Genomic DNA, 18,649 nt, shown 5'->3' on the forward strand with positions numbered 1-18,649 from the left:
GGCGCCGGCAAGCGAAGCGTAGGTTTCATCCGCTGAAAGCATCACTAGGATATGTCCTGCGCAAACCAGTCTTCAACGAAGCGCAGATAAATCTGCGTCAGCGTCTCGAGGTCGGCAATCGCCACGCGTTCGTCGACCATGTGCATGGTCTTGCCGACAAGTCCGAATTCGACCACCGGACAATAATCCTTGATGAAGCGGGCATCGGAGGTGCCGCCGGAGGTGGAGAGCGCCGGCTTCCTGCCGGTCACCGCCTTGATCGAGCCGCCAAGCGTCTCGATCAACCTGTCGTCGCGTGTCAGGAAAACATGGCTCGGCCCGTCGCGCCAAGCGATCTCGTAGTCGACCGGCGTCTTCTTGCCGGCGCGGTATTTCTTGCGTTTCGCCGCCCGGTCGAGGCGGTTGTGGATCTCGGCCTGGATCGTCTCGGCGGTCCATGTGTCGTTGAAGCGAATATTGAAGGCCGCCGCCGCCTTCGCCGGGATCACGTTGGTGGCGGGGTTGCCGACATCGATAGAAGTGACCTCAAGATTGGTCGGCTGGAAATCCCTTGTTCCGTTATCGAAGACCGGGTGAAGCAAGGCGTCGACCAGCGTTACCAGGCCACGCACCGGGTTGTCGGCTAGCTGCGGGTAGGCGGCGTGGCCCTGGCGACCGTTGACGGTGACCGTGCCCGACAGCGAGCCGCGCCGGCCGATCTTGATCATATCGCCGAGCGCGTCGGGATTGGTCGGCTCGCCGACGATCGCAGCATGCCATTTCTCGCCCTTGGCAGCCGCCCATTCGAGCAGCTTCGTCGTGCCGTTGATCGCCGGCCCTTCCTCATCGCCGGTTATCAGCAGCGAGACCGACCCCTTCGGGCCGCCCTTCTGCGCGATATGTCGCGCTACCGCCGCGACGAAACAAGCAATGCCGCCCTTCATGTCGACGGCGCCGCGGCCGAACATCTCGCCATTGGCGATGTCGGCGGCAAAGGGCGGGTGCGTCCAGGCTGTTTCATCGCCCACCGGCACCACATCGGTATGGCCGGCAAACATCAGATGCGGGCCGTTGCCGGAACGCCGCGCGTAAAGGTTCTCGATGTCAGGTGTGCCGGATTCGGAAAACACCGGGCGCTCGACGGCAAAGCCGAGCGGCTTCAACATTTCTTCCAGCGCGCTCAGCGCACCGCCTTCGGTGGGCGTCACGGAAGCGCAGCGGATGAGAGCAGCCAGGTTTCGGGTCGGATCGGTAGGCAGCGTCATGGGCAAAAGCGATAGTCGAAAGCGCAAGGCCTGTCACGGCCAGACATAGGGGCCAGCCATGCCGCCGACATTATGGTTTTCATGTCGTATAACTGCGGCAAGGCCTCTCCACCAGGACAGGGCCATCGCATGGTCACGCGTGGCAAGACAATCCTAATCGCCGGTGCCGGCAGTATCGGATGCTACGCCGGCGGCTGCCTGATACTTGCCGGGCGAAAGGTGGTTCTGCTGGCGCGACCGCGCATCGAGCAGGCGCTGCAAAAAGGTGGATTGCGCATCACCGACCGTGATGGCCGCGACAGTTCCGTCAGGGCGGAGGCATTGTCGGTCACCGCCGATCCGGCCGCGGCATTCCTCCGTGCCGATGTCATCCTGGTAACGGTCAAGAGCGGCGCGACGCAAGACATGGCCGGGCTTATTGCCGCCCATGCCCGACCGGATGCGGTGATACTCAGTCTGCAGAACGGCGTCGACAATGCCGATAAATTGCGAGCGCATCTCACCGCCCGGCGGGTGCTCGCGGGCATGGTGCCGTTCAACGTGGTTCAATCGCCGGAGGGCGAATTGCCGCTTCGCCTGCACCGCGCCAGCGGCGGCAAGGTGATGATCGAACAGGGTCCGACAGGCCTTGACGAACTGCTTGACGTCGAAGGGTTTGCCGTCGCCACGCGTGGTGACATCGAAGCGGTGCTATGGGGCAAACTGCTGCTCAACCTCAACAACGCGCTGGTGGCGCTTTCCGGCCTGCCGCTGGCGGCAGAGCTTGCCGATCGCCGCTGACGGCTGATCCTGGCCGGCCAGATCGACGAAGCATTGGCGGCAATGACGGCGACAGGCATCGAACCCGCTCGCATCGCTGGCCTGCGTCCCGCACTGCTGCCGAAAGTGCTTCGCCTGCCCGACTGGCTGATCAAGTTCTTGGCGCGGCGGATGCTTGCCATCGACCCGGCCGCGCGTTCGTCGATGTGGGATGACCTTCAGCGCCGCCGGCCGACGGAGATCGGCGAACTGCAAGGCGCGGCCCTGCGCCTGGCCGAAAAGGCCGGCACGCCGGCACCTTTGCTGAAGCGCGTGACGGCACTGGTGCGCGCGGCCGAACAGGAGAGGCGCGGATCGCCGTGCCTGACGCCGGAAGCCGTCGTCGCGACCGTCAGATCGTAGCCCGCACAGGCGTCCAGTAACGGCCCTTGCCGGTGCGCTTGGCTTCGTAGAGCGCATGGTCGGAGCAGGTGAGCAGGATTTCCGGATCGCCGCCGTCGGCGGGTGCGAATGCGCTGCCGACACTCAAGCCGACATGGATGGCGGAACCGACCCCGAGGTCGAAAGGCACCGAGACCTTTTCGATGGCCCGCTTTGCCAGGTAGGTGGCCTCGATCTCCGAGGTTGCGGGCAAAAGGATGACAAATTCATCGCCGCCGATGCGGAAGACCACGTCCCCCGGCCGGAAGCCGCGCTTCAATCGTTCGGGCACCTTGCGCAGCAGCACGTCGCCGACGGCGTGGCCAAAACGGTCGTTGACCTGTTTGAAGCCGTCGAGATCCATGCTGAGCACTGCAAACGGCTTGCCGCCATTGGCGGCCGGCGCCGCAAGGTCGCGGCACATGTCGCGCAATTTCTCCTGCAGGAAGATGCGGTTTGGCAGGCCGGTCAGCGCGTCCTTGATGGCCAGGTCGCGATTGTCCAGCTCGGCGCGGATCATGCGGGCGTTGATCGCGTGATTCTGAAGCAGCACGATGATGACGCCGGCCACATAGAACGGCGTTTGAATTCCGACGATCGGCATTCCGGGCGCCGCAGAAAACAATGCACCGACCGCGTAAGGCACGCTTACGGCCAACATGACGAATATGGCGAAGCGCGGGGTCGCCGCATTGCGTGACGACACCACGCCAACGACACCTGCGATATTCAAGGCGGCCAGTACGGAAAGCGCCATATTCCCGCTGGCAACACAGCCATAGCAGCCGAGGCCGAAAACAACCGACCAGACACCGCTGGCTGCCATCAGGCCTGCCAGCGGCCCTTTCGAGCCGCGCCTGCTGGCCTGCTCGCATTCCCGCATCAGCAGAACGCGGACGGTGAAAAGCATCAGGTCGGCTGCGATCCAGGCGTAGGGCCACCAATCCCCGGTGGCAAATGCGGCGCTGACCGCAACCAACAGAACGCTGATGGTGCCGAACAGGACCGCGAATTTGCGGTCGAAAGTGGTGTCGAGAAGCCGTGCGCGGACGGCTTCCGGTTCCAATCTCATCGGCGAAGAGAACCAGGCAAACAGGCGAGCGCCGGCGCTCCACGTTTTGCGCGGCTCCTCGGTGGTCAGAGATAGGTCGCTTGCCAGTCGAGCGCTCCGTGCCGGTCGACACAGTCTTCGCCGGCATGCTGGGCGAGGGTGATTAACATTCGCTTAGAGCATCCGGCGCAAAGCCGGGGTTTTGGAACTCCCCGCTCTGCCGCTCTCGCGGATCTGCCGCCGGCTCGCGGGTTTTAGCTTGCCGGCCCCGGTTGTTTGCGGACCGCAGGCCGACGCGGCGGACCCGGCTCGGGATCGGTTTTCGCCACATGTGCCGGCTGCCCATGAGGGGTTTCGATCAGCGTGATCTTCTGCCAGATCTTTCGCGACAGGTTCGAAGCCAAGTTCTCGATGTCATTGACGCCGTCGATGACCACGGCGTCATTCACCGATTGCGCGAACAGCGCGGCGATCTTGCCGGTGATCGACAGCATTTCGGAGCAATAGTCGAGATAGCGGGCAAGGTCGGCGGCGTTGGTGATGCGGGCTGGCGAATGCGCAGTCGGCTTGAAACTGGCTGAAAGTGCTGCCGGATCCTTGGTCAGCTGGTGCATGTCGATGACGTGGATCAGCGACCGCAGCCCGTGGAGCTGGCGGAACACCCGCTTGCGCTTGATCCGCTCCTCGGAGCGGATCAGAGCCAGGAAGCCCAGCACCGCGAGGATGATCATGTTGAGGGAGGCTTCGATGCCTTGCACCGACTGGAAGGCATCGTGGTTTCCCGAAATGCGGCCAAGCGGCAGGATTGTGCCGACGAACAGGAACATCAGCGCTCCGACGACGAAGGCGGCGATGATGACGCCGCGCAGCCACCAGATCGGCGCCTCCAGCGCCTTGGCTGCCTTTGCCAGATCGCGCGACAGCGACACGAGCTCGGCGGCGACGCCGCGCAGGCCTGCATCGGGAAAGCGTTCGGCGACGCGGCCTTCCAGCCGTTCGGCGGTTTCGAGGATCAGTTTCGGATTAAGCGAGCGATAGCGCATGAAAAAATGTCCGATCGGCGCTCAGGGTTCGGCCGGTGCGTTGGTGCGCTTGCCGTAGCGGTTAGGGCCGGGTTGCCCCGGAAACAGGCAAAGCACGAGAAAAGCGATGATCGAGACAACCGGCACGAACAGCACCAGCGCCGCAACGCCCGGCTTGTCGAGGTCGTGCAATCGCTTCACCGCCAGCACCACGTTCGACCAAAGCGAGGCAATGAAGGCGATGAAGAAAATGACCGACCACATGTTGCTCTCGGTGGTGCCTTCCGGCACCAGCGTGAAACGGTAGAGCGGGAAGGCCTGTATGATGGCCACCAGCAGTCCTCCAAGAAAATAGGCCGCGCGGCTGACGCGGCCCGAAGCTTTGAAGAAAAGCCAGATAAGGTCAGATCCGTCAGGCAAGCGAATTCCATCCGTATTCGTTGGGAAAGATCAATCGCGAAGCAATTCGTTGATCGAGGTCTTGGAACGGGTCCTGGCGTCGACCCGCTTGACGATGACGGCGCAGTAAAGGCTGGGGCCGGGCTCGTTGTTTGGCAAAGGCTTGCCCGGCAGCGAGCCGGCGACGACGACGGAATTAGGCGGCACCTCGCCGTAAAACACCTCGCCAGTGGCGCGGTCGACGATCTTGGTCGACTGGCCGATGAAGACGCCCATGCCGAGCACCGAGCCTTCGCGCACGATGCAGCCTTCGACCACTTCGGAACGGGCGCCGATGAAGCAATTGTCCTCGATGATGGTTGGGCCGGCCTGCATCGGCTCCAGCACGCCGCCGATGCCGACGCCGCCCGACAGATGCACATTCTTGCCGATCTGGGCACAGGAGCCGACCGAAGCCCAGGTGTCGACCATGGTGCCGCTGTCGACATAGGCGCCGACGTTGACGAAGGACGGCATCAGCACGGCGCCGGGCGCGACATAGGCGGAGCGGCGCACGATCGACGACGGCACGGCGCGGAAGCCCGCTTTCTCGAAATCGACGGCGCTCCAGCCGTCGAACTTCGAGGGCACCTTGTCCCACCATACCGCCTGTCCGGGACCGCCCTTGATGATCTCCATCGGGGTGAGCCGGAAGGACAGCAGCACCGCTTTCTTCAGCCACTGGTTGACGTGCCATTTGCCGTCGGCCTGCCGCTCGGCGACGCGGGCGACGCCCCGGTCGAGCAGGTCGAGCGCCGATTGGATGGCCTCGCGCGTCTCGCCGCGGGTTGCGGTCGAAATCGTGTCGCGTTCCTCGAAGGCGTTCTCGATAATCTCCTCGAGGCTCGCGAGATCGGGCTTCGACATGAATTCGCTCCATTACCAAGCTGTTAAGGGCCGGCGCCTTAACCTGTTTGAAAGTCGCGCGGACCCTATGTGAAGGCTTGGGGAGGGTCAATCGCGGCAGCGTCACGGGACGGCGCAAGTGAATGATTGGACGGGTAAAGCAAATATGACTCCCATGGAAAAGGCGGGATGGACGCCGCTGCCGCATTCGGACGAGGATCTGGAGCGGTCGAGAAGCGTGCCGGACACGCCGCAAACGCGCGCGGAGACATATCGGCTGGCCTGGAACGATCCCGATTTCATGACGCGGCGCGAGTTGCGCGCGGTCAGGCTGCAGCTCGAACTGCTGAAACCGGAGATGATCCTGGCCGAGCGCGGCATCCAATCGACCGTCATCCTGTTCGGAGGCGCCCGCATTCCCGAGCCCGGCGGCGAAGCCTGGGCGGCCAAGAACGAGACGCAGAAGAAGAACCTCGAGCAAAACAGCAAATATTACGAGGAGGCGCGCAAATTCGCCCGCCTCTGCTCACAGCAGTCGGCCACCTCGTACTATCGCGAATTCGTCGTGGTGACCGGCGGCGGGCCGGGCGTCATGGAGGCCGGCAATCGTGGCGCCGACGATGTCGGCGCGCCTTCGATCGGTCTCAATATCGTGCTGCCGCACGAGCAGGCGCCAAACGCCTACGTGACGCCGGAACTCTGCTTCAATTTTCACTATTTCGCGGTCCGCAAGATGCATTTCGTCATGCGTGCCAAGGCCGTTGCGGTATTTCCCGGCGGCTTCGGCACGATGGACGAGTTCTTCGAAACGCTGACCCTGATCCAGACCGGCCGCATGGAACGCGTGCCGGTCATTCTGTTCGGCAAGGCTTTCTGGGCAAGGGCAATCGACCTCGATTTCCTCGCCGAGCAAGGCACGATCACGCCCGGCGACCAGGATATCATCGATTTCGTCGACACCGCCGACGAGGCCTGGGGGATCATTAGCCGCTTCTATAAACTTTGACATGCAAGCAAGGACTTGAAGCGCGCCGGCTGCCTCAAGCAGGGACTTCGACGATCGCCGTGAGAAAGCCGGCGAGATCGTCGGTGACGAAGTCCACATCGTCCTCATTGGCCGGGTCGCGTTCCCAGATTTCCGAGAAGGTCGGCTCGAAATTGCGCGGCACCACCAGCACCGTGGTCATGCCCAGCGATTTCGGCACCGATAGGTTGCGGGCGAGGTCTTCGAACATCACCGCATTTTGCCCGGTGACGGCGTGGAGTTCGGCAAATTTCTCATAGGATTGCCGCGCCGGCTTGGGGTTCAGTCCGGCTGCGACGATATCGAAAATATCGTCGAAATGCTCGAGAATGCCCAACTGCCGCGCGGTGCGTTCGGCATGCCGGCGATCCCCGTTGGTGAAGATGAATTTACGGCCGGGAAGCTGGCGTATGGCGGTGCCGAGGACGGGATCTGGAACCAGCCAGGAATAATCGATGTCGTGGACCTTCTCGAGAAAATCATCGGGGTCGATGCCGTGGCGCGTCATCAATCCGTTCAGTGTCGTGCCGTATTCGCGGTAGAGCTCCTTTTGCAGCTTGCGTGCTTCCTCGCGCGGCAGCGTCAGCAATTCTCCGACATAGGCGGTCATCTTCACATCGATCTGCGAGAACAGATTCGAATGATGCGGATAAAGCGTGTTGTCGAGATCGAACACCCAGTCGGTGACATGGGCAAAGCGGGCGGGGTCGGGAAGTGTGGTCATACGGTCCTTATGGCACGAAACGATCTTTCTAACAGGAGGTTTATCCACAACCTATGCGCGTCCTGGGTGATGAAAATGGCACTATGATTAAAATCTTAAGCATCACCGAAAGGTGACATTCAGCGCTTTGCTGGAACCAACACGGACCAGTGGGAGCAAGCGATGAATCGCATAATTCTAAAGTCTGCCGCCATCGCTTTCGCCTCCGTCGCCGTCTCGCTTTTGCTGACGCTGATCGTCGTGCCGGCAATGGGTTTTCCGATCAATCGCACCATCTGGTTGACTTCCACCGTCTGCCCGCTGGCCCTTGCCTGGGGCGTCGGCGCCTATACGTTCTGGCAGGGCGAAAGGTTGCAGACCGCCCATCGCGAGCTCGCCCGTGCCCATGCCCAACTCGCCGCCGCGCACAGGCGCTTGGCGGAAAAGGCGAGCCGCGACGACATGACCGGCATGCTCAACCGCGAAAGCTTCTTTGCCGCGCTCGACGGCTCCCGGCGTAAATTCGATCGCGGGGCATTGCTGATCATCGATGCCGATCATTTCAAGACCATCAACGACAGCTACGGCCATCTGATCGGCGACGATGCGCTGCTCCTGATCGCAAACGCGATAGAGCGTGGCGTGCGCAGCGGCGACGTGCTTGGCCGTATCGGCGGCGAGGAATTCTGCGCCCTTCTGATCGGCGCCACCGAACACGAGGCCAGGCGCGTCGCCGAGCGCATCCGCCGTGAAGTCGAGCGTATCCGTTTCCGGCCCGTCGACGAACGAACGGTTCCGCTGACAGTCAGTATTGGCGGCATCACCTGCGGCAAGGACGCCGCAGTGTCGGAGCTGATGCGCGGCGCCGACCAGCGGCTTTACGAGGCCAAGCATCGCGGCCGCAATCTGTCGATCATCGACCGCGATATTTCCGAAGCCGCCTGAGCCTTGGCGGCCGCTAACAAGACCTAACCTTTCAGACCTTTGCCGGATCGAGCGCCGGCTCGCCTTTGCGGCGCGCCACGATCGCCGCAAGATCGGCGGTCTCGAAAGCATCACGCAGGGCGTCGAACGACGGCAGCACGAAATAGGCACGCTGGAACTTGTCGATCTCGTAGCCGGTGCGCATTACGGTTTCCAGGTCGAAGGGGACATGGTGCGCGTCGCCGCCTTCGACCGCGAACTGGAGCTCCGTGAAGGATGACATCAGCCCGGCGCCGAAAGCCTTCAGCGGCTGGCCCGGCTCGCGCATCAGCCCGTATTCGACGGTGTACCAGTAAAGCCTGGTGATCATCTCGTCGCCGCCGAGCGCAATCACGCTGTCGGCCTTCTTGCCATACATCTGCATGAAGTCGGCAAAGACCGGCTGCGTCAGGATCGGCACGTGACCGAAGAAATCGTGGAACATGTCGGGCTCGACGATATAGTCGAGCTCCTTTTGGGTTCGCAGCCAGTTGGTGACCGGGAACCGGCGGTTGGCGAGGTGGTCGAAGAACGGCTGGGCGGGAATGAGCCCCGGCACCGCGACGATCTCCCAGCCGGTAAGCTTGCGCAGCTTCTCGCTGACCTCACCGAAATCCGGGATCTTGTCGAGAAGGCCGAGCGCCGCAACGCCATCGAGATAGGAATGGTGGGCGAGCTTCCTGGTCAGCTTCGTCTGGCGGTCGCACAGCGTGCGCCACACCGCCTGTTCTTCGTCGCTATAATTGTAGCCCTGCGCCACGGTGAAATCGGCACGGCAGACCGAATAATCGCCGCGAAGACCTCGCGCCGCGCATTCTCGGGCATAGTCGGCAACGCTCATGTTCATGGCTGCTCTCCTAGAAATCATGATCAGCGGATTGTCGGCAATTCTAGCGGAATGGCGGGAGGCAAATCAGCTTTGATGGTGGCTCAAATGCGGGGTTGGAGGTAAAAGACTCCACGATCGAGCTTTGGGAGAGTGAAAATGCCTCAGTTTGACGAATTCGAGATCAAGATGCTCGATATCCTGCAGCGCGACGGGCGCAAGCCGGTATCCGAACTGGCGCAGCAGATCGGCCTGTCGACGACACCTTGCGCGCGGCGCTTTGAGGCTCTTCAGCAGGCGGGCATCATCAAGCGCTTCGCCGCGGTGCTCAGCCGTCGCGCCGTCGGGCTGATGGTCGAGGTGTTCATCCAGGTGCGCCTGACCAGCCACAGCGACGGCTCGCCCGAAAGCTTCATCGCCGCCGTCCAGCGCATGGACGAGGTGTCCTCATGCTGGACCATGACCGGCGACCATGATTTCCTGCTGCACGTGATGGTGCCGTCGGTCGACGAGCTCAATGCTTTCGTCATGCACCGTCTGATGCGGCTCGAAGGCGTGCGCGACGTCCACACCCAGCTTGTGCTGCAGAATATCAAGGGGCCCGGCCATGTCCCGCTTGCACATCTCAGACGATAGGCATTTCTGCGGAAAAGCTGCACAAAAACTGCTGAAGCTGGCCAATCTCCAGAGCTAGATCGCCGACTACGACATGCGGACCGCCATAGCATAAGGCCCGCGATGAAAATCGTCCTGATCAACCCGCCGCATACCGCCATCGGCAGCCGTGTGCCGGACGACCATCTGCCGCCGCTCGGTTTGCTGGCACTGGGCGGTCCGCTGATCGACGCGGGACATCAAGTGCGGCTTGTGGACGCCGAATTCGGGCCGATGCCGCTTGCCGCGCTGGTCCAGGACGCGTTGAGCGACCATCCCGACTGCATTCTGATCGGCCATTCCGGCTCGACCTCTGCACATCCGACAGCCCTGCTGATCGCCGGCATGGTCAAGGATATCGAGCCGGCGACAATCCTGATTTATGGTGGTGTGTTTCCGACCTATCACTGGCGCGACATACTGGCTGAAACGGATGTCTTCGACTTCATCGTGCGCGGCGAGGGCGAGGCGACAATCGTCGCGCTGGTCGAAGCGCTTGAGAAACGCAAGCCGCTGTCGGATGTGGCGGGCATCGCCTTTCCTGATGATTTGCGCCGTCCTTTTGCCACCCGGCCGGCAAGGACGATCGCCAATTTCGACGACTACCGCATCGGCTGGGAACTGATCGACTTCAGCCGCTACAGCTATTGGGGAGGCAAGCGCGCGGTGGTCATGCAGTTCTCGCGAGGCTGTCCGCATCTGTGCAACTATTGCGGCCAGCGCGGCTTCTGGACGCGATGGCGGCACCGCGACCCCGTGAAGCTCGCGCGGGAGATTGCCTGGCTATACCGCGAGCATGGCGTCGAGCTGATCAACCTTGCCGACGAGAACCCGACCTCGTCCAAAAAAGCCTGGCGCGCCTTTCTCGATGCGATGATCGCGGAGAACGTGCCGGTGCTGATCGTCGGCTCCACCCGCGCCGACGACATCGTCCGCGACGCCGACAGCCTGCATCTCTATCGCAAGGCCGGCGTCATCCGCTGGCTGCTTGGCATGGAAAATACCGACGAGCAGACGCTCCAGTTGATCCGCAAGGGCGGCAGCACCTCATCCGACCGCGAGGCGATCCGACTGCTGCGCCTCAACGGCATCTTGTCGATGGCGACCTGGGTGGCCGGTTTCGAGGACGAAGGCTTTCGGGACCTCTGGCGCGGCTTCCGCCAGCTGATCGCTTATGACCCCGACCAGATCCAGGCGCTCTATGTGACGCCGCATCGCTGGACGCCGTTCTTCAGGATTGCCAGGGACCGCAAGGTGATCCAGCTGGACGCCCGCCTGTGGGACTACAAGCATCAGGTGCTGCGGATGACCCGCCTCAAGCCGTGGATGTTGTTCTTCGCCGTCAAGCTGATCGAACTGGCCGTGCAGTCGCGGCCCAAGGCCTTGGCGCGCATCCTGTTCCACAAGGATCCGGAGCAACGGCATTCGATGCGCTGGTACACCAAAATGGGCCGCCGCGTCTGGTTTCGCGAAGTCTGGGGTTTTCTGGTTCGCGACCGCCGCCTCAAAAATGGCCCGACGCTCGCCGAATTCTGGGGCGCGCCGCAAGACGAGGAAGAGGAATCGATGGTTGTGGAACGCCTGTCGCGTCAGTCCGTGACCACTATTTCGCCAAACGCTTGAGCCCCTCAGACACCCGGCCTCACGGCACGATCAGCGTGCCGGCGCCGTGTTCGGTGAACAGCTCGAGCAGCACCGCATGCGGCGTCTTGCCGTTGAGGATGACGACGCCTGCGACGCCGCGCTCGATTGCCTCGATGCAGGTCTCAACCTTGGGGATCATGCCGCCCGAGACAGTGCCGTCCTTGATCAGGGCCTTGGCCTCGGCCACGGTCAACTCGTCGATCAGCTTCTTGTCCTTGTCGAGCACGCCGGGCACGTCGGTGAGGAACAGCAGGCGCGTCGCCTGGCAGGCACCTGCGATGGCGCCGGCAAAAGTGTCGGCGTTGATGTTGTAGGTATGGCCGTCGCGGCCGGGCGCCACCGGCGCCAGCACCGGGATCATTTCGGACCGCGCCAGGAGGTCGAGCAATGTGCGGTCGACCTCGACCGGTTCACCAACGAAGCCAAGGTCGAGCACCCGCTCGATGTTGGAATCAGGATCGATCATGGTCTTGCGCGCCTTTTCGGCAAACACCATGTTGCCGTCCTTGCCGCACAGGCCGATCGCCCACTCGCCCTCGGCATTGATCAGCGCGACGATTTCCTTGTTGATCGACCCGGCCAGCACCATCTCGACAATCTCGACGGTCTTCTGGTCGGTGACGCGCAAGCCGCCCTCGAATTTGGATTCGATGCCCATCTTGCTGAGCATGGCGCCTATCTGCGGCCCGCCGCCATGCACGACGATCGGGTTGACGCCGGATTGTTTCAAAAGCGCGATGTCACGGGCGAAAGCCTTGCCGAGCGCGATGTCGCCCATCGCGTGGCCGCCATATTTCACCACGACCGTCTTGTTCTCGTAGCGCTGCATATAGGGCAGCGCCCTTGAAAGCAGCGCGGCCTGCATTTCGGCGGTGGCGGCGACATCCGTCATCGGCGTGGTTCCCAGCTTGGCATGAACGGCGGCGTCTTAGCGGGAATTGGACGAGGGGGCAAACGGCTTTGCTGTCACGATCGATCAAATCGGTACTACTATTTGTTTGACCACGATCTTGTCCGAAAACCGGTTCCCACCTTTCGGGATCATGGTCTATGCCGGCACCTGCAGCGGCGCGCGCCGTCCCAGCCAGCCCGAGATCTTTTCCATCTGCGCGGCGAACGACAAAAGCGTCTCCTCGTCGCCGGGGCGGCCGGCGGCTTGGACGCCGAGCGGCAGGCCGGCATCGGTGACGTAAACCGGAAGCGTAATCGACGGTTGCCCGCTGACGTTCTGGATCGCCGGCCAGTGGGTGAACCAAAGGCTCTTGTCCATCAGCTGGCCGAATAGCGGCTTGAACTTCAGCAGGCCGGCGAGGCGCAGTCTGTCCAGGACATTCTCGATGAATTCGTCGGCGCCTTTCGGGTCCATGGTGCCACAGGCGAGCGGCGGGTGCGCGATGACAGGCATCAGCACTGCATCATAATGCGCGGTTTCGGTGATAAGCCGACGCGAGGTTGCGTGCAGCCGCTGCAGGCCGGCATAGATTTCGCCGGCCGAGAGGATTTCACCGAACCGGCTCATCACGCGCGTGGCGCGTTCGATGTCGCCTGAGATGGAGCGGCCGACGCGCAAGGCCTCGCCACGCATCGTGCCGGCCACCGCCGCGGCGACGGTTCTGGAGAAATCGGCGATGAAATCGCGATCGATATAGGGCAGGTCGATCTCCTCGACGCTGTGTCCACCTTCGCGCGCCAGCCCGATCGCCGCATCCAGAGCTTTCAACGTCTCTTCCGATATCGGCAGGCCGAGCGGCGATTTTCGATAGAAGGCGAGCTTGAGCTTGCCAGGATCGCGCCCGGCCGCCGCGGCGAAACTGCCGTTCGGCGACGGTGCCGCGTAGGGCGACAGCGGGTCGGGCCCGTGGGTCAGGTCGAGCAGCAGGGCCGTATCGCGCACCGAGCGGGCCAACGCATGGTCGACGACGAAGCCGTACCAGCTTTCGGTGACGAGCGGCGTCAAGGGCACGCGGCCGCGCGAGGTTTTCAGCCCGACCAGCCCGGTACAAGCCGCAGGCACCCTGATCGAGCCGCCGCCATCCGAGGCATGCGCCACCGGCACGACGCCGGCCGCGACCAGCGCAGCCGCACCGCCCGAGGAACCGCCGGTTGTGTGGGTGGTGTCCCATGGATTGCGGGTGACGCCGTAAGCCACGGACTCGGTCACCAGCCTCAGCCCGTGTTCGGGTGCGGTGCTGGTGGCGATCGGGACCAGGCCAGCAGCCAGATAGCGTTCCGTCATGACCGAGTTGAAATCGGGGGTGTAGGCTGGGATGCGGCTGCCGCCATGCGTCGGCACGCCCTTCATGGCGATGCCGAGGTCCTTCAGCGCAAAGGGCACTCCGGCAAGCGGCAGCTTGTGGTCGACGGTTTTCGCCCGCGCCCGCGCCGCCTCAAAAAGCGGTTCGGCGATGGCGTTGATCTCCGGCCGGGTGGCCTCGGCCCGGGCGATCGCCGCATCGACGAGATCTTGCGGTGTGATCTCTCCCTTGTGCACCAGTGCGGCCTGGCCGGTTGCGTCATGCTCCCACAGAACCCGCTCGATCGACATGGTCGCCCTCCCGCTCATGGCAAGCTAGCGGGCGGCGATTTCCTTGGCAATCGACGCCGGTGCTGCCGGTGCGCAAGACCATTTCAGTCGTTGCAAATACATTGCAATCGCCTAATTTGGCGGCCGATGACGCCGCAGGACATCAGCAACCTGATTGTCCGGACTTCGATGAAGGACCGGGCTGCGTTCGATCTGCTCTACCAGCAGACCAGCGCGAAACTTTTCGGCGTCTGCCTTCGTGTATTGAAGGATCGGGGAGATGCAGAAGAGGCGCTTCAAGAGGTCTTCGTCAAGATATGGACGAAGGCAGACCGTTTCGCCGTTTCGGATCTGAGCCCGATCTCCTGGCTGGTGGCCATTGCGCGCAATCATGCGATCGATCGGATCAGGGCGCGGCGAGAGCCTGCCGCCTATATCGATGCCGCGCTCGACGTGGCCGATCCGGCGCCGGGGCCGGAGGCCATGGCCGTGGCGAGCGGTGAGTCCGAACGCATCTACCATTGCCTCGGGGAATTGGACAAGGACCGGGCGGCGGCCGTCCGGGGCGCCTATCTGGATGGCAAAAGCTATGCCGAGCTGGCGGAGCGCTATCGCGTGCCGCTGAACACAATGCGGACCTGGCTGCGGCGCAGCCTGTTGAAACTGAGAGAATGCCTGGAAAGATGACGCTGGCCGACGACAACGGACCGGAACGTGGGGGCGACGACCTGTTCGCCGCCGAATACGTTCTTGGCCTGCTGGCCGCCGACGAACGCGAGATCGCGTCGCGCCGCATCGATGCGGACGCCGCCTTTGCGCGCCTTGTCGATAGCTGGGAGGCGCATCTTTCGCCGATGGCCGCCGCCTATCCGGAGACAGAGCCTCCGATCAGGGTCAAGGAAGCATTGGACCGCCGGCTGTTCGCTGCAGAGCCGCGCGCCGGCCTGTGGTCGAGCCTTGGCTTCTGGCGCGGTCTTGCCGCCGCCGCCATTGCGGCGCTGGCGATCTACATCGCCGTGCCTTACTTCCGCCCGTCCACCGAACCGCCGCAGACGCGGCTTGTCGCCTCGCTGGCGGCCGAAGGCAGCGACGTCAAATATCTCGTCGTCTACGATGCCGTCCGTCACGATGTCGGCCTTTCCCACGTCTCCGGCGAGCGGGCCGCCGGCAAGGACTTCGAATTGTGGATGATCGAAGGCAAGAAGGCGCCGGTGTCGATGGGCGTCATCCCGGCCGGTGCGACCGCGCATTTGGCCATCCCGCCCGCCGTCCAGGAGAAATTGGCGCAAGGCGCCGTGCTTGCGGTCAGCGTCGAGCCTGCCGGCGGTTCGCCGACCGGCCAGCCGACTGGACCGGTGGTCGCAGCGGGCGATCTGAAGAGCATCTAACCGCTTCTCATCTCCGGAAGCAGACCTGAAATCTATCTCCCGCGATTTAAACGCCTGCAAAGCTTGTTGGCGGCTGTCGATCCGCGCCGGGCAAATTGCAGCGACAAATATTTTTTTTCGGAGAGGGCGAAACTCAGGCATTTGTATTGCGTATCTCCTTGCGTTCCCGAACGAGGGGAACGATAACCCGAGGAGATTGAAATCATGCGTAAATTCGCCACCCTTTTGCTTGCCGGAACGGTCGCCATTTCTGCGCTCGCCACCATTGCCTATGCCCAAAATCCGATGGTCGGCGGCGCCGCCATGTATGCCCAGAAAAACATCGTCGAAAATGCGGTCAACTCGAAGGACCACACGACGCTGGTCGCTGCCGTCAAGGCAGGCGGCCTGGTCGATACGCTGCAGAGCGCCGGCCCCTTCACCGTGTTCGCGCCGACCAACGAGGCCTTTGCGGCACTTCCAGCCGGCACGGTGGAGACGCTGCTCAAGCCTGAAAACAAGGACAAGCTCGTCAAGATCCTGACCTGTCATGTCATCGGCGCCAAGGCGATGGCCGCCGACGTCGCCAAGATGGTCAAGGATGACGGCGGCACCCACAAGGTCAAGACGGTCGGAGGTTGCGAACTGTCGCTCAAGGCCGAGGGCGGCAAGGTCACCGTGACCGACGAGAACGGCAATGTCGCCAATGTGACGATCGCGGATGTCGAGCAGTCCAACGGCGTCATCCACGTCGTCGACAAGGTTCTCCTGCCGAAGATGTAACAAACGCACGCTGCCGGCGAAGATATCGCTAAGGGCCTCCCTGCGCACACTCCGCGCCGTTCACGCAAGTGGATAGGCGCGGAGTCCCGCTTTGAGGACAGCGATCGTCACCGGCTTTTGATTTCCGTCTGGCGGTCGAATTTGGCACAAGCAGTAACAGGAGGAATGGGCATGAACCGTCGCGAGCTTCTTTTGAGTGGTGCGGCAGCCATTGGCGTTGTCGCAGGCGCCACCGCGCTGCGCATGGGCGGAGCCCAGGATGCACGCGCGGCCGAGACTTTCGAGGTTACCAAGACCGAGGCCGAGTGGCGCGCCATCCTGTCCGACGCGGCCTTCAATGTGCTGCGCAAGGAGGGCACGGAATACCCGGGCACCAGTCCGCTGCTCAACGAGCACCGCAAAGGCATCTTCGCTTGCGCCGGCTGCGACCTGCCGGTCTATTCGTCAGAGACCAAGTTCGATTCCGGCACCGGCTGGCCGAGCTTCTGGCAGGAAATCCCCAACGCCATCGGCAAGACCGTGGATAGGTCGTTGGGCATGACCCGCACCGAGGTCCATTGTCGCCGCTGCGGTGGCCATCTCGGCCACGTCTTCGACGACGGTCCGCCGCCGACCGGGTTGCGACACTGCATCAATGGCGTCGCCTTGACCTTCAAGCCGGCGACGGCGTGAGGACGGCTGCGCCCCTGACTTTGTCGGAGCGCGAGAGGACTTCGTAATTGTTGATTTTGCGCATGGCCCCGAAAATCGGTTTTCGGGGCCATGCGCGAGGGCGCCAGGCGGGGGATCCAGCGCGCCTCAATGGCCTCCGCCACCGCCGCCCTGAGCGGCTGGCTTGCGGATCACCAGGGTGAAGAGCCCAAGCGTCGCGAACAAAACCGTCAGCATGAAGAATACGTCCATGAACGACAGCAGCGACGCCTGCTGCTGGACCATGCCTGACAGTTTGGAGATGGCCGCCTTGGAGGCGTCGAGCCCGGCGGTCTGCTCGAAGTTGACCGTCATGTTCTGCAGCTTCTGCTGCGCAGCGGCACTTCCCCATTGCACGTGCTCGGAGAGCCTGGCGTAGTGGAAGGCATTGCGGTCGATCAGCACGGTGTTGATGACGGCCAGGCCGACGGCGCCGCCGAGATTGCGGGTCAGGTTGAACAGGCCAGACGCATTCTTCAGCCGCTCCGGCGGCAGGGTTCCGAGCGCAATGTTGTTGATCGGCACCATGCACAGCATCATCGAGCAGCCGCGCAGGATCTGCGGGATCAGCAGTTCATAAAAATCCCAGTCGGCAGTGAGATGCGTCATCCACCAGGTCCCGGTGGCGAAGCCGAAGAAGCCGATCATCATCATGATGCGCGGGTCCATCTTGTTCGACAGGATGCCGGAGATCGGCGCGGTGAAGAACATGGCCAGGCCGCTGACGAACAGCGCCTCGCCGATCATCATCGAATCGTAGCCGCGGATGCGCCCGAGGAACACCGGATAAAGATAAGTCAGACCGTAGAGGCCGATGCCGACGACGAAGGAGAACAGCGAGCCGAAGGCAAAATTGATATTGCTGAAAGCCCTCAGATCGACAATCGGCTCCTCGGCCGTGAACACGCGCCAGAAGAACAGCACCGCGCCGAACGTCATGATGATCGCGCAGATGAACACCACCTGATCCTGCAGCCAGTCGTTGTTGGGACCTTCCTCCAGCACATATTCCATGCAGCCCAGGAAGGCGGCCATGCCGGCAAGCCCCCACCAGTCGAACTTGCTGAACAGCTTGAGATTGGGTTTGTCGAAGTCGATCAGCGACCAGGCGGCCGTCGTCACCAGAATGCCGGGCACGACGTTGACCAGGAACAGCCAGTGCCAGGACATGGCATGGCTGATATAGCCGCCGACTGTCGGGCCGATGGTTGGCGCCAGCGTCGCCACCAGGCCGATCATCGGCGAGACGATGGCGCGACGCGACGGTGGGAAGATGGTGAAGGCGGCTGCAAAGACGCTCGGGATCATGCCGCCGCCGATGAAGCCCTGCACGGCGCGGTAGACGATCATCTGGTCGATATTGGTTGCGGTCGCCGCCAGCGCGCTGGCCGCGGTGAACCCTGCCGCCGAGATCGTGAACAGCACGCGCGTCGACAGCATCCGGCTGAGGAAGCCCGACAGCGGGATCATCACCACCTCGGCAATCAGATAGGCCGTCTGCACCCACGGAATCTCGTCCGAACTGGCGCTCAGCCCCGCCTGGATCTCGGCCAGCGAGGCCGAGACGATCTGGATGTCCAGGATAGCCATGAACATGCCGAACACCATCGCCAGGAAGGCGATGACGCGGCGTGTCGAGATGTGGTCGGCCGGCACCGGCATGGCTGGCGCCGGCGCGGATCCTGCAGTTA

At 62.9% G+C, this 18,649-nt stretch carries 18 protein-coding genes and 1 pseudogene; 9 read left to right on the forward strand and 10 right to left on the reverse strand.

What is annotated here, in order from left to right:
- Positions 1–44: 44 nt before the first annotated feature.
- Positions 45–1,244 carry a succinyl-diaminopimelate desuccinylase gene (gene dapE, locus E5W70_RS07265; RefSeq protein ID WP_292655857.1) on the reverse strand — a complete coding sequence of 400 codons (1,200 nt, stop codon included), beginning with the start codon at positions 1,242–1,244 and terminating at the stop codon, positions 45–47.
- 129 nt (positions 1,245–1,373) lie between these two features.
- Between dapE and E5W70_RS07270 the strand changes: the two are divergent.
- Positions 1,374–2,405: pseudogene (locus E5W70_RS07270) on the forward strand (2-dehydropantoate 2-reductase).
- Here E5W70_RS07270 and E5W70_RS07275 read toward each other — a convergent pair.
- The 4 genes from E5W70_RS07275 to dapD all read right to left on the reverse strand — a co-directional run bounded on the left by E5W70_RS07275 (position 2,395) and on the right by dapD (position 5,801).
- Positions 2,395–3,495: a GGDEF domain-containing protein gene (locus E5W70_RS07275; protein WP_292655860.1), complete on the reverse strand. Its 1,101-nt coding sequence runs from the start codon at positions 3,493–3,495 to the stop codon at positions 2,395–2,397. The pseudogene E5W70_RS07270 and the gene E5W70_RS07275 overlap by 11 nt on opposite strands.
- Before the next feature lie 233 nt (positions 3,496–3,728).
- Positions 3,729–4,517, reverse strand: coding sequence for a hypothetical protein (locus E5W70_RS07280; RefSeq protein WP_292655863.1), 789 nt, complete (start codon positions 4,515–4,517; stop codon positions 3,729–3,731).
- 21 nt (positions 4,518–4,538) lie between these two features.
- Positions 4,539–4,916, reverse strand: a complete 378-nt coding sequence (locus E5W70_RS07285) for a DUF805 domain-containing protein (protein ID WP_292655865.1) — start codon at positions 4,914–4,916, stop codon at positions 4,539–4,541.
- 30 nt (positions 4,917–4,946) lie between these two features.
- Positions 4,947–5,801 carry a 2,3,4,5-tetrahydropyridine-2,6-dicarboxylate N-succinyltransferase gene (gene dapD, locus E5W70_RS07290; protein WP_292655868.1) on the reverse strand — a complete coding sequence of 285 codons (855 nt, stop codon included), beginning with the start codon at positions 5,799–5,801 and terminating at the stop codon, positions 4,947–4,949.
- A 145-nt stretch (positions 5,802–5,946) separates the two neighbouring features.
- Between dapD and E5W70_RS07295 the strand changes: the two genes are divergently transcribed.
- Complete coding sequence (locus E5W70_RS07295; protein WP_292655870.1) at positions 5,947–6,786, forward strand: LOG family protein; 840 nt, start codon at positions 5,947–5,949, stop codon at positions 6,784–6,786.
- A 34-nt stretch (positions 6,787–6,820) separates the two neighbouring features.
- Here E5W70_RS07295 and E5W70_RS07300 read toward each other — a convergent pair whose 3' ends face one another.
- Positions 6,821–7,528, reverse strand: a complete 708-nt coding sequence (locus E5W70_RS07300; RefSeq protein ID WP_023677476.1) for a pyrimidine 5'-nucleotidase — start codon at positions 7,526–7,528, stop codon at positions 6,821–6,823.
- A gap of 162 nt (positions 7,529–7,690) precedes the next feature.
- Between E5W70_RS07300 and E5W70_RS07305 the strand changes: the two genes are divergently transcribed.
- Positions 7,691–8,452 carry a GGDEF domain-containing protein gene (locus E5W70_RS07305; protein ID WP_292655873.1) on the forward strand — a complete coding sequence of 254 codons (762 nt, stop codon included), beginning with the start codon at positions 7,691–7,693 and terminating at the stop codon, positions 8,450–8,452.
- A 31-nt stretch (positions 8,453–8,483) separates the two neighbouring features.
- Here E5W70_RS07305 and phhA read toward each other — a convergent pair whose 3' ends face one another.
- The gene (gene phhA, locus E5W70_RS07310; RefSeq protein WP_292655876.1) at positions 8,484–9,317 is read right to left on the reverse strand and encodes a phenylalanine 4-monooxygenase; all 834 of its coding nucleotides are present in this window, start codon (positions 9,315–9,317) and stop codon (positions 8,484–8,486) included.
- Between the two features lie 138 nt (positions 9,318–9,455).
- Between phhA and E5W70_RS07315 the strand changes: the two genes are divergently transcribed.
- Together E5W70_RS07315 and bchE are read left to right on the forward strand one after the other, a co-directional pair.
- Positions 9,456–9,932, forward strand: coding sequence for an Lrp/AsnC family transcriptional regulator (locus E5W70_RS07315; protein WP_292655879.1), 477 nt, complete (start codon positions 9,456–9,458; stop codon positions 9,930–9,932).
- Positions 9,933–10,034: 102 nt separating this feature from the next.
- On the forward strand, positions 10,035–11,573 hold the full coding sequence (bchE, locus tag E5W70_RS07320) for a magnesium-protoporphyrin IX monomethyl ester anaerobic oxidative cyclase (RefSeq protein ID WP_292655882.1): 1,539 nt from the start codon (positions 10,035–10,037) through the stop codon (positions 11,571–11,573).
- A 19-nt stretch (positions 11,574–11,592) separates the two neighbouring features.
- Here bchE and argB read toward each other — a convergent pair whose 3' ends face one another.
- Both argB and E5W70_RS07330 read right to left on the reverse strand, forming a co-directional pair.
- Positions 11,593–12,486, reverse strand: coding sequence for an acetylglutamate kinase (gene argB, locus E5W70_RS07325; RefSeq protein ID WP_023677482.1), 894 nt, complete (start codon positions 12,484–12,486; stop codon positions 11,593–11,595).
- 156 nt (positions 12,487–12,642) lie between these two features.
- On the reverse strand, positions 12,643–14,139 hold the full coding sequence (locus tag E5W70_RS07330) for an amidase (protein ID WP_292655886.1): 1,497 nt from the start codon (positions 14,137–14,139) through the stop codon (positions 12,643–12,645).
- 126 nt (positions 14,140–14,265) lie between these two features.
- Here E5W70_RS07330 and E5W70_RS07335 point away from each other — a divergent pair, with 126 nt between their 5' ends.
- The 4 genes from E5W70_RS07335 (at position 14,266) to msrB (ending at position 16,940) form a co-directional block, all read left to right on the forward strand.
- Positions 14,266–14,805, forward strand: a complete 540-nt coding sequence (locus E5W70_RS07335; RefSeq protein WP_292655891.1) for a sigma-70 family RNA polymerase sigma factor — start codon at positions 14,266–14,268, stop codon at positions 14,803–14,805.
- Positions 14,802–15,506, forward strand: a complete 705-nt coding sequence (locus tag E5W70_RS07340; protein WP_292655975.1) for an anti-sigma factor — start codon at positions 14,802–14,804, stop codon at positions 15,504–15,506. The genes E5W70_RS07335 and E5W70_RS07340 overlap by 4 nt, the downstream gene beginning before the upstream one ends.
- Positions 15,507–15,710: 204 nt before the next feature.
- On the forward strand, positions 15,711–16,268 hold the full coding sequence (locus tag E5W70_RS07345) for a fasciclin domain-containing protein (RefSeq protein ID WP_292655893.1): 558 nt from the start codon (positions 15,711–15,713) through the stop codon (positions 16,266–16,268).
- A 171-nt stretch (positions 16,269–16,439) separates the two neighbouring features.
- Complete coding sequence (gene msrB, locus E5W70_RS07350) at positions 16,440–16,940, forward strand: peptide-methionine (R)-S-oxide reductase MsrB (RefSeq protein WP_292655897.1); 501 nt, start codon at positions 16,440–16,442, stop codon at positions 16,938–16,940.
- A 126-nt stretch (positions 16,941–17,066) separates the two neighbouring features.
- On the opposite strand, the gene E5W70_RS07355 is transcribed toward msrB, so the two are convergent.
- Entirely contained in the window at positions 17,067–18,620 is a 1,554-nt protein-coding gene (locus E5W70_RS07355) for a DHA2 family efflux MFS transporter permease subunit (RefSeq protein ID WP_292655977.1), read from the reverse strand.
- Between the last annotated feature and the right edge of the window lie 29 nt (positions 18,621–18,649).

The organism is Mesorhizobium sp. (assembly GCF_005063415.1).
Taxonomy (GTDB): domain Bacteria; phylum Pseudomonadota; class Alphaproteobacteria; order Rhizobiales; family Rhizobiaceae; genus Mesorhizobium.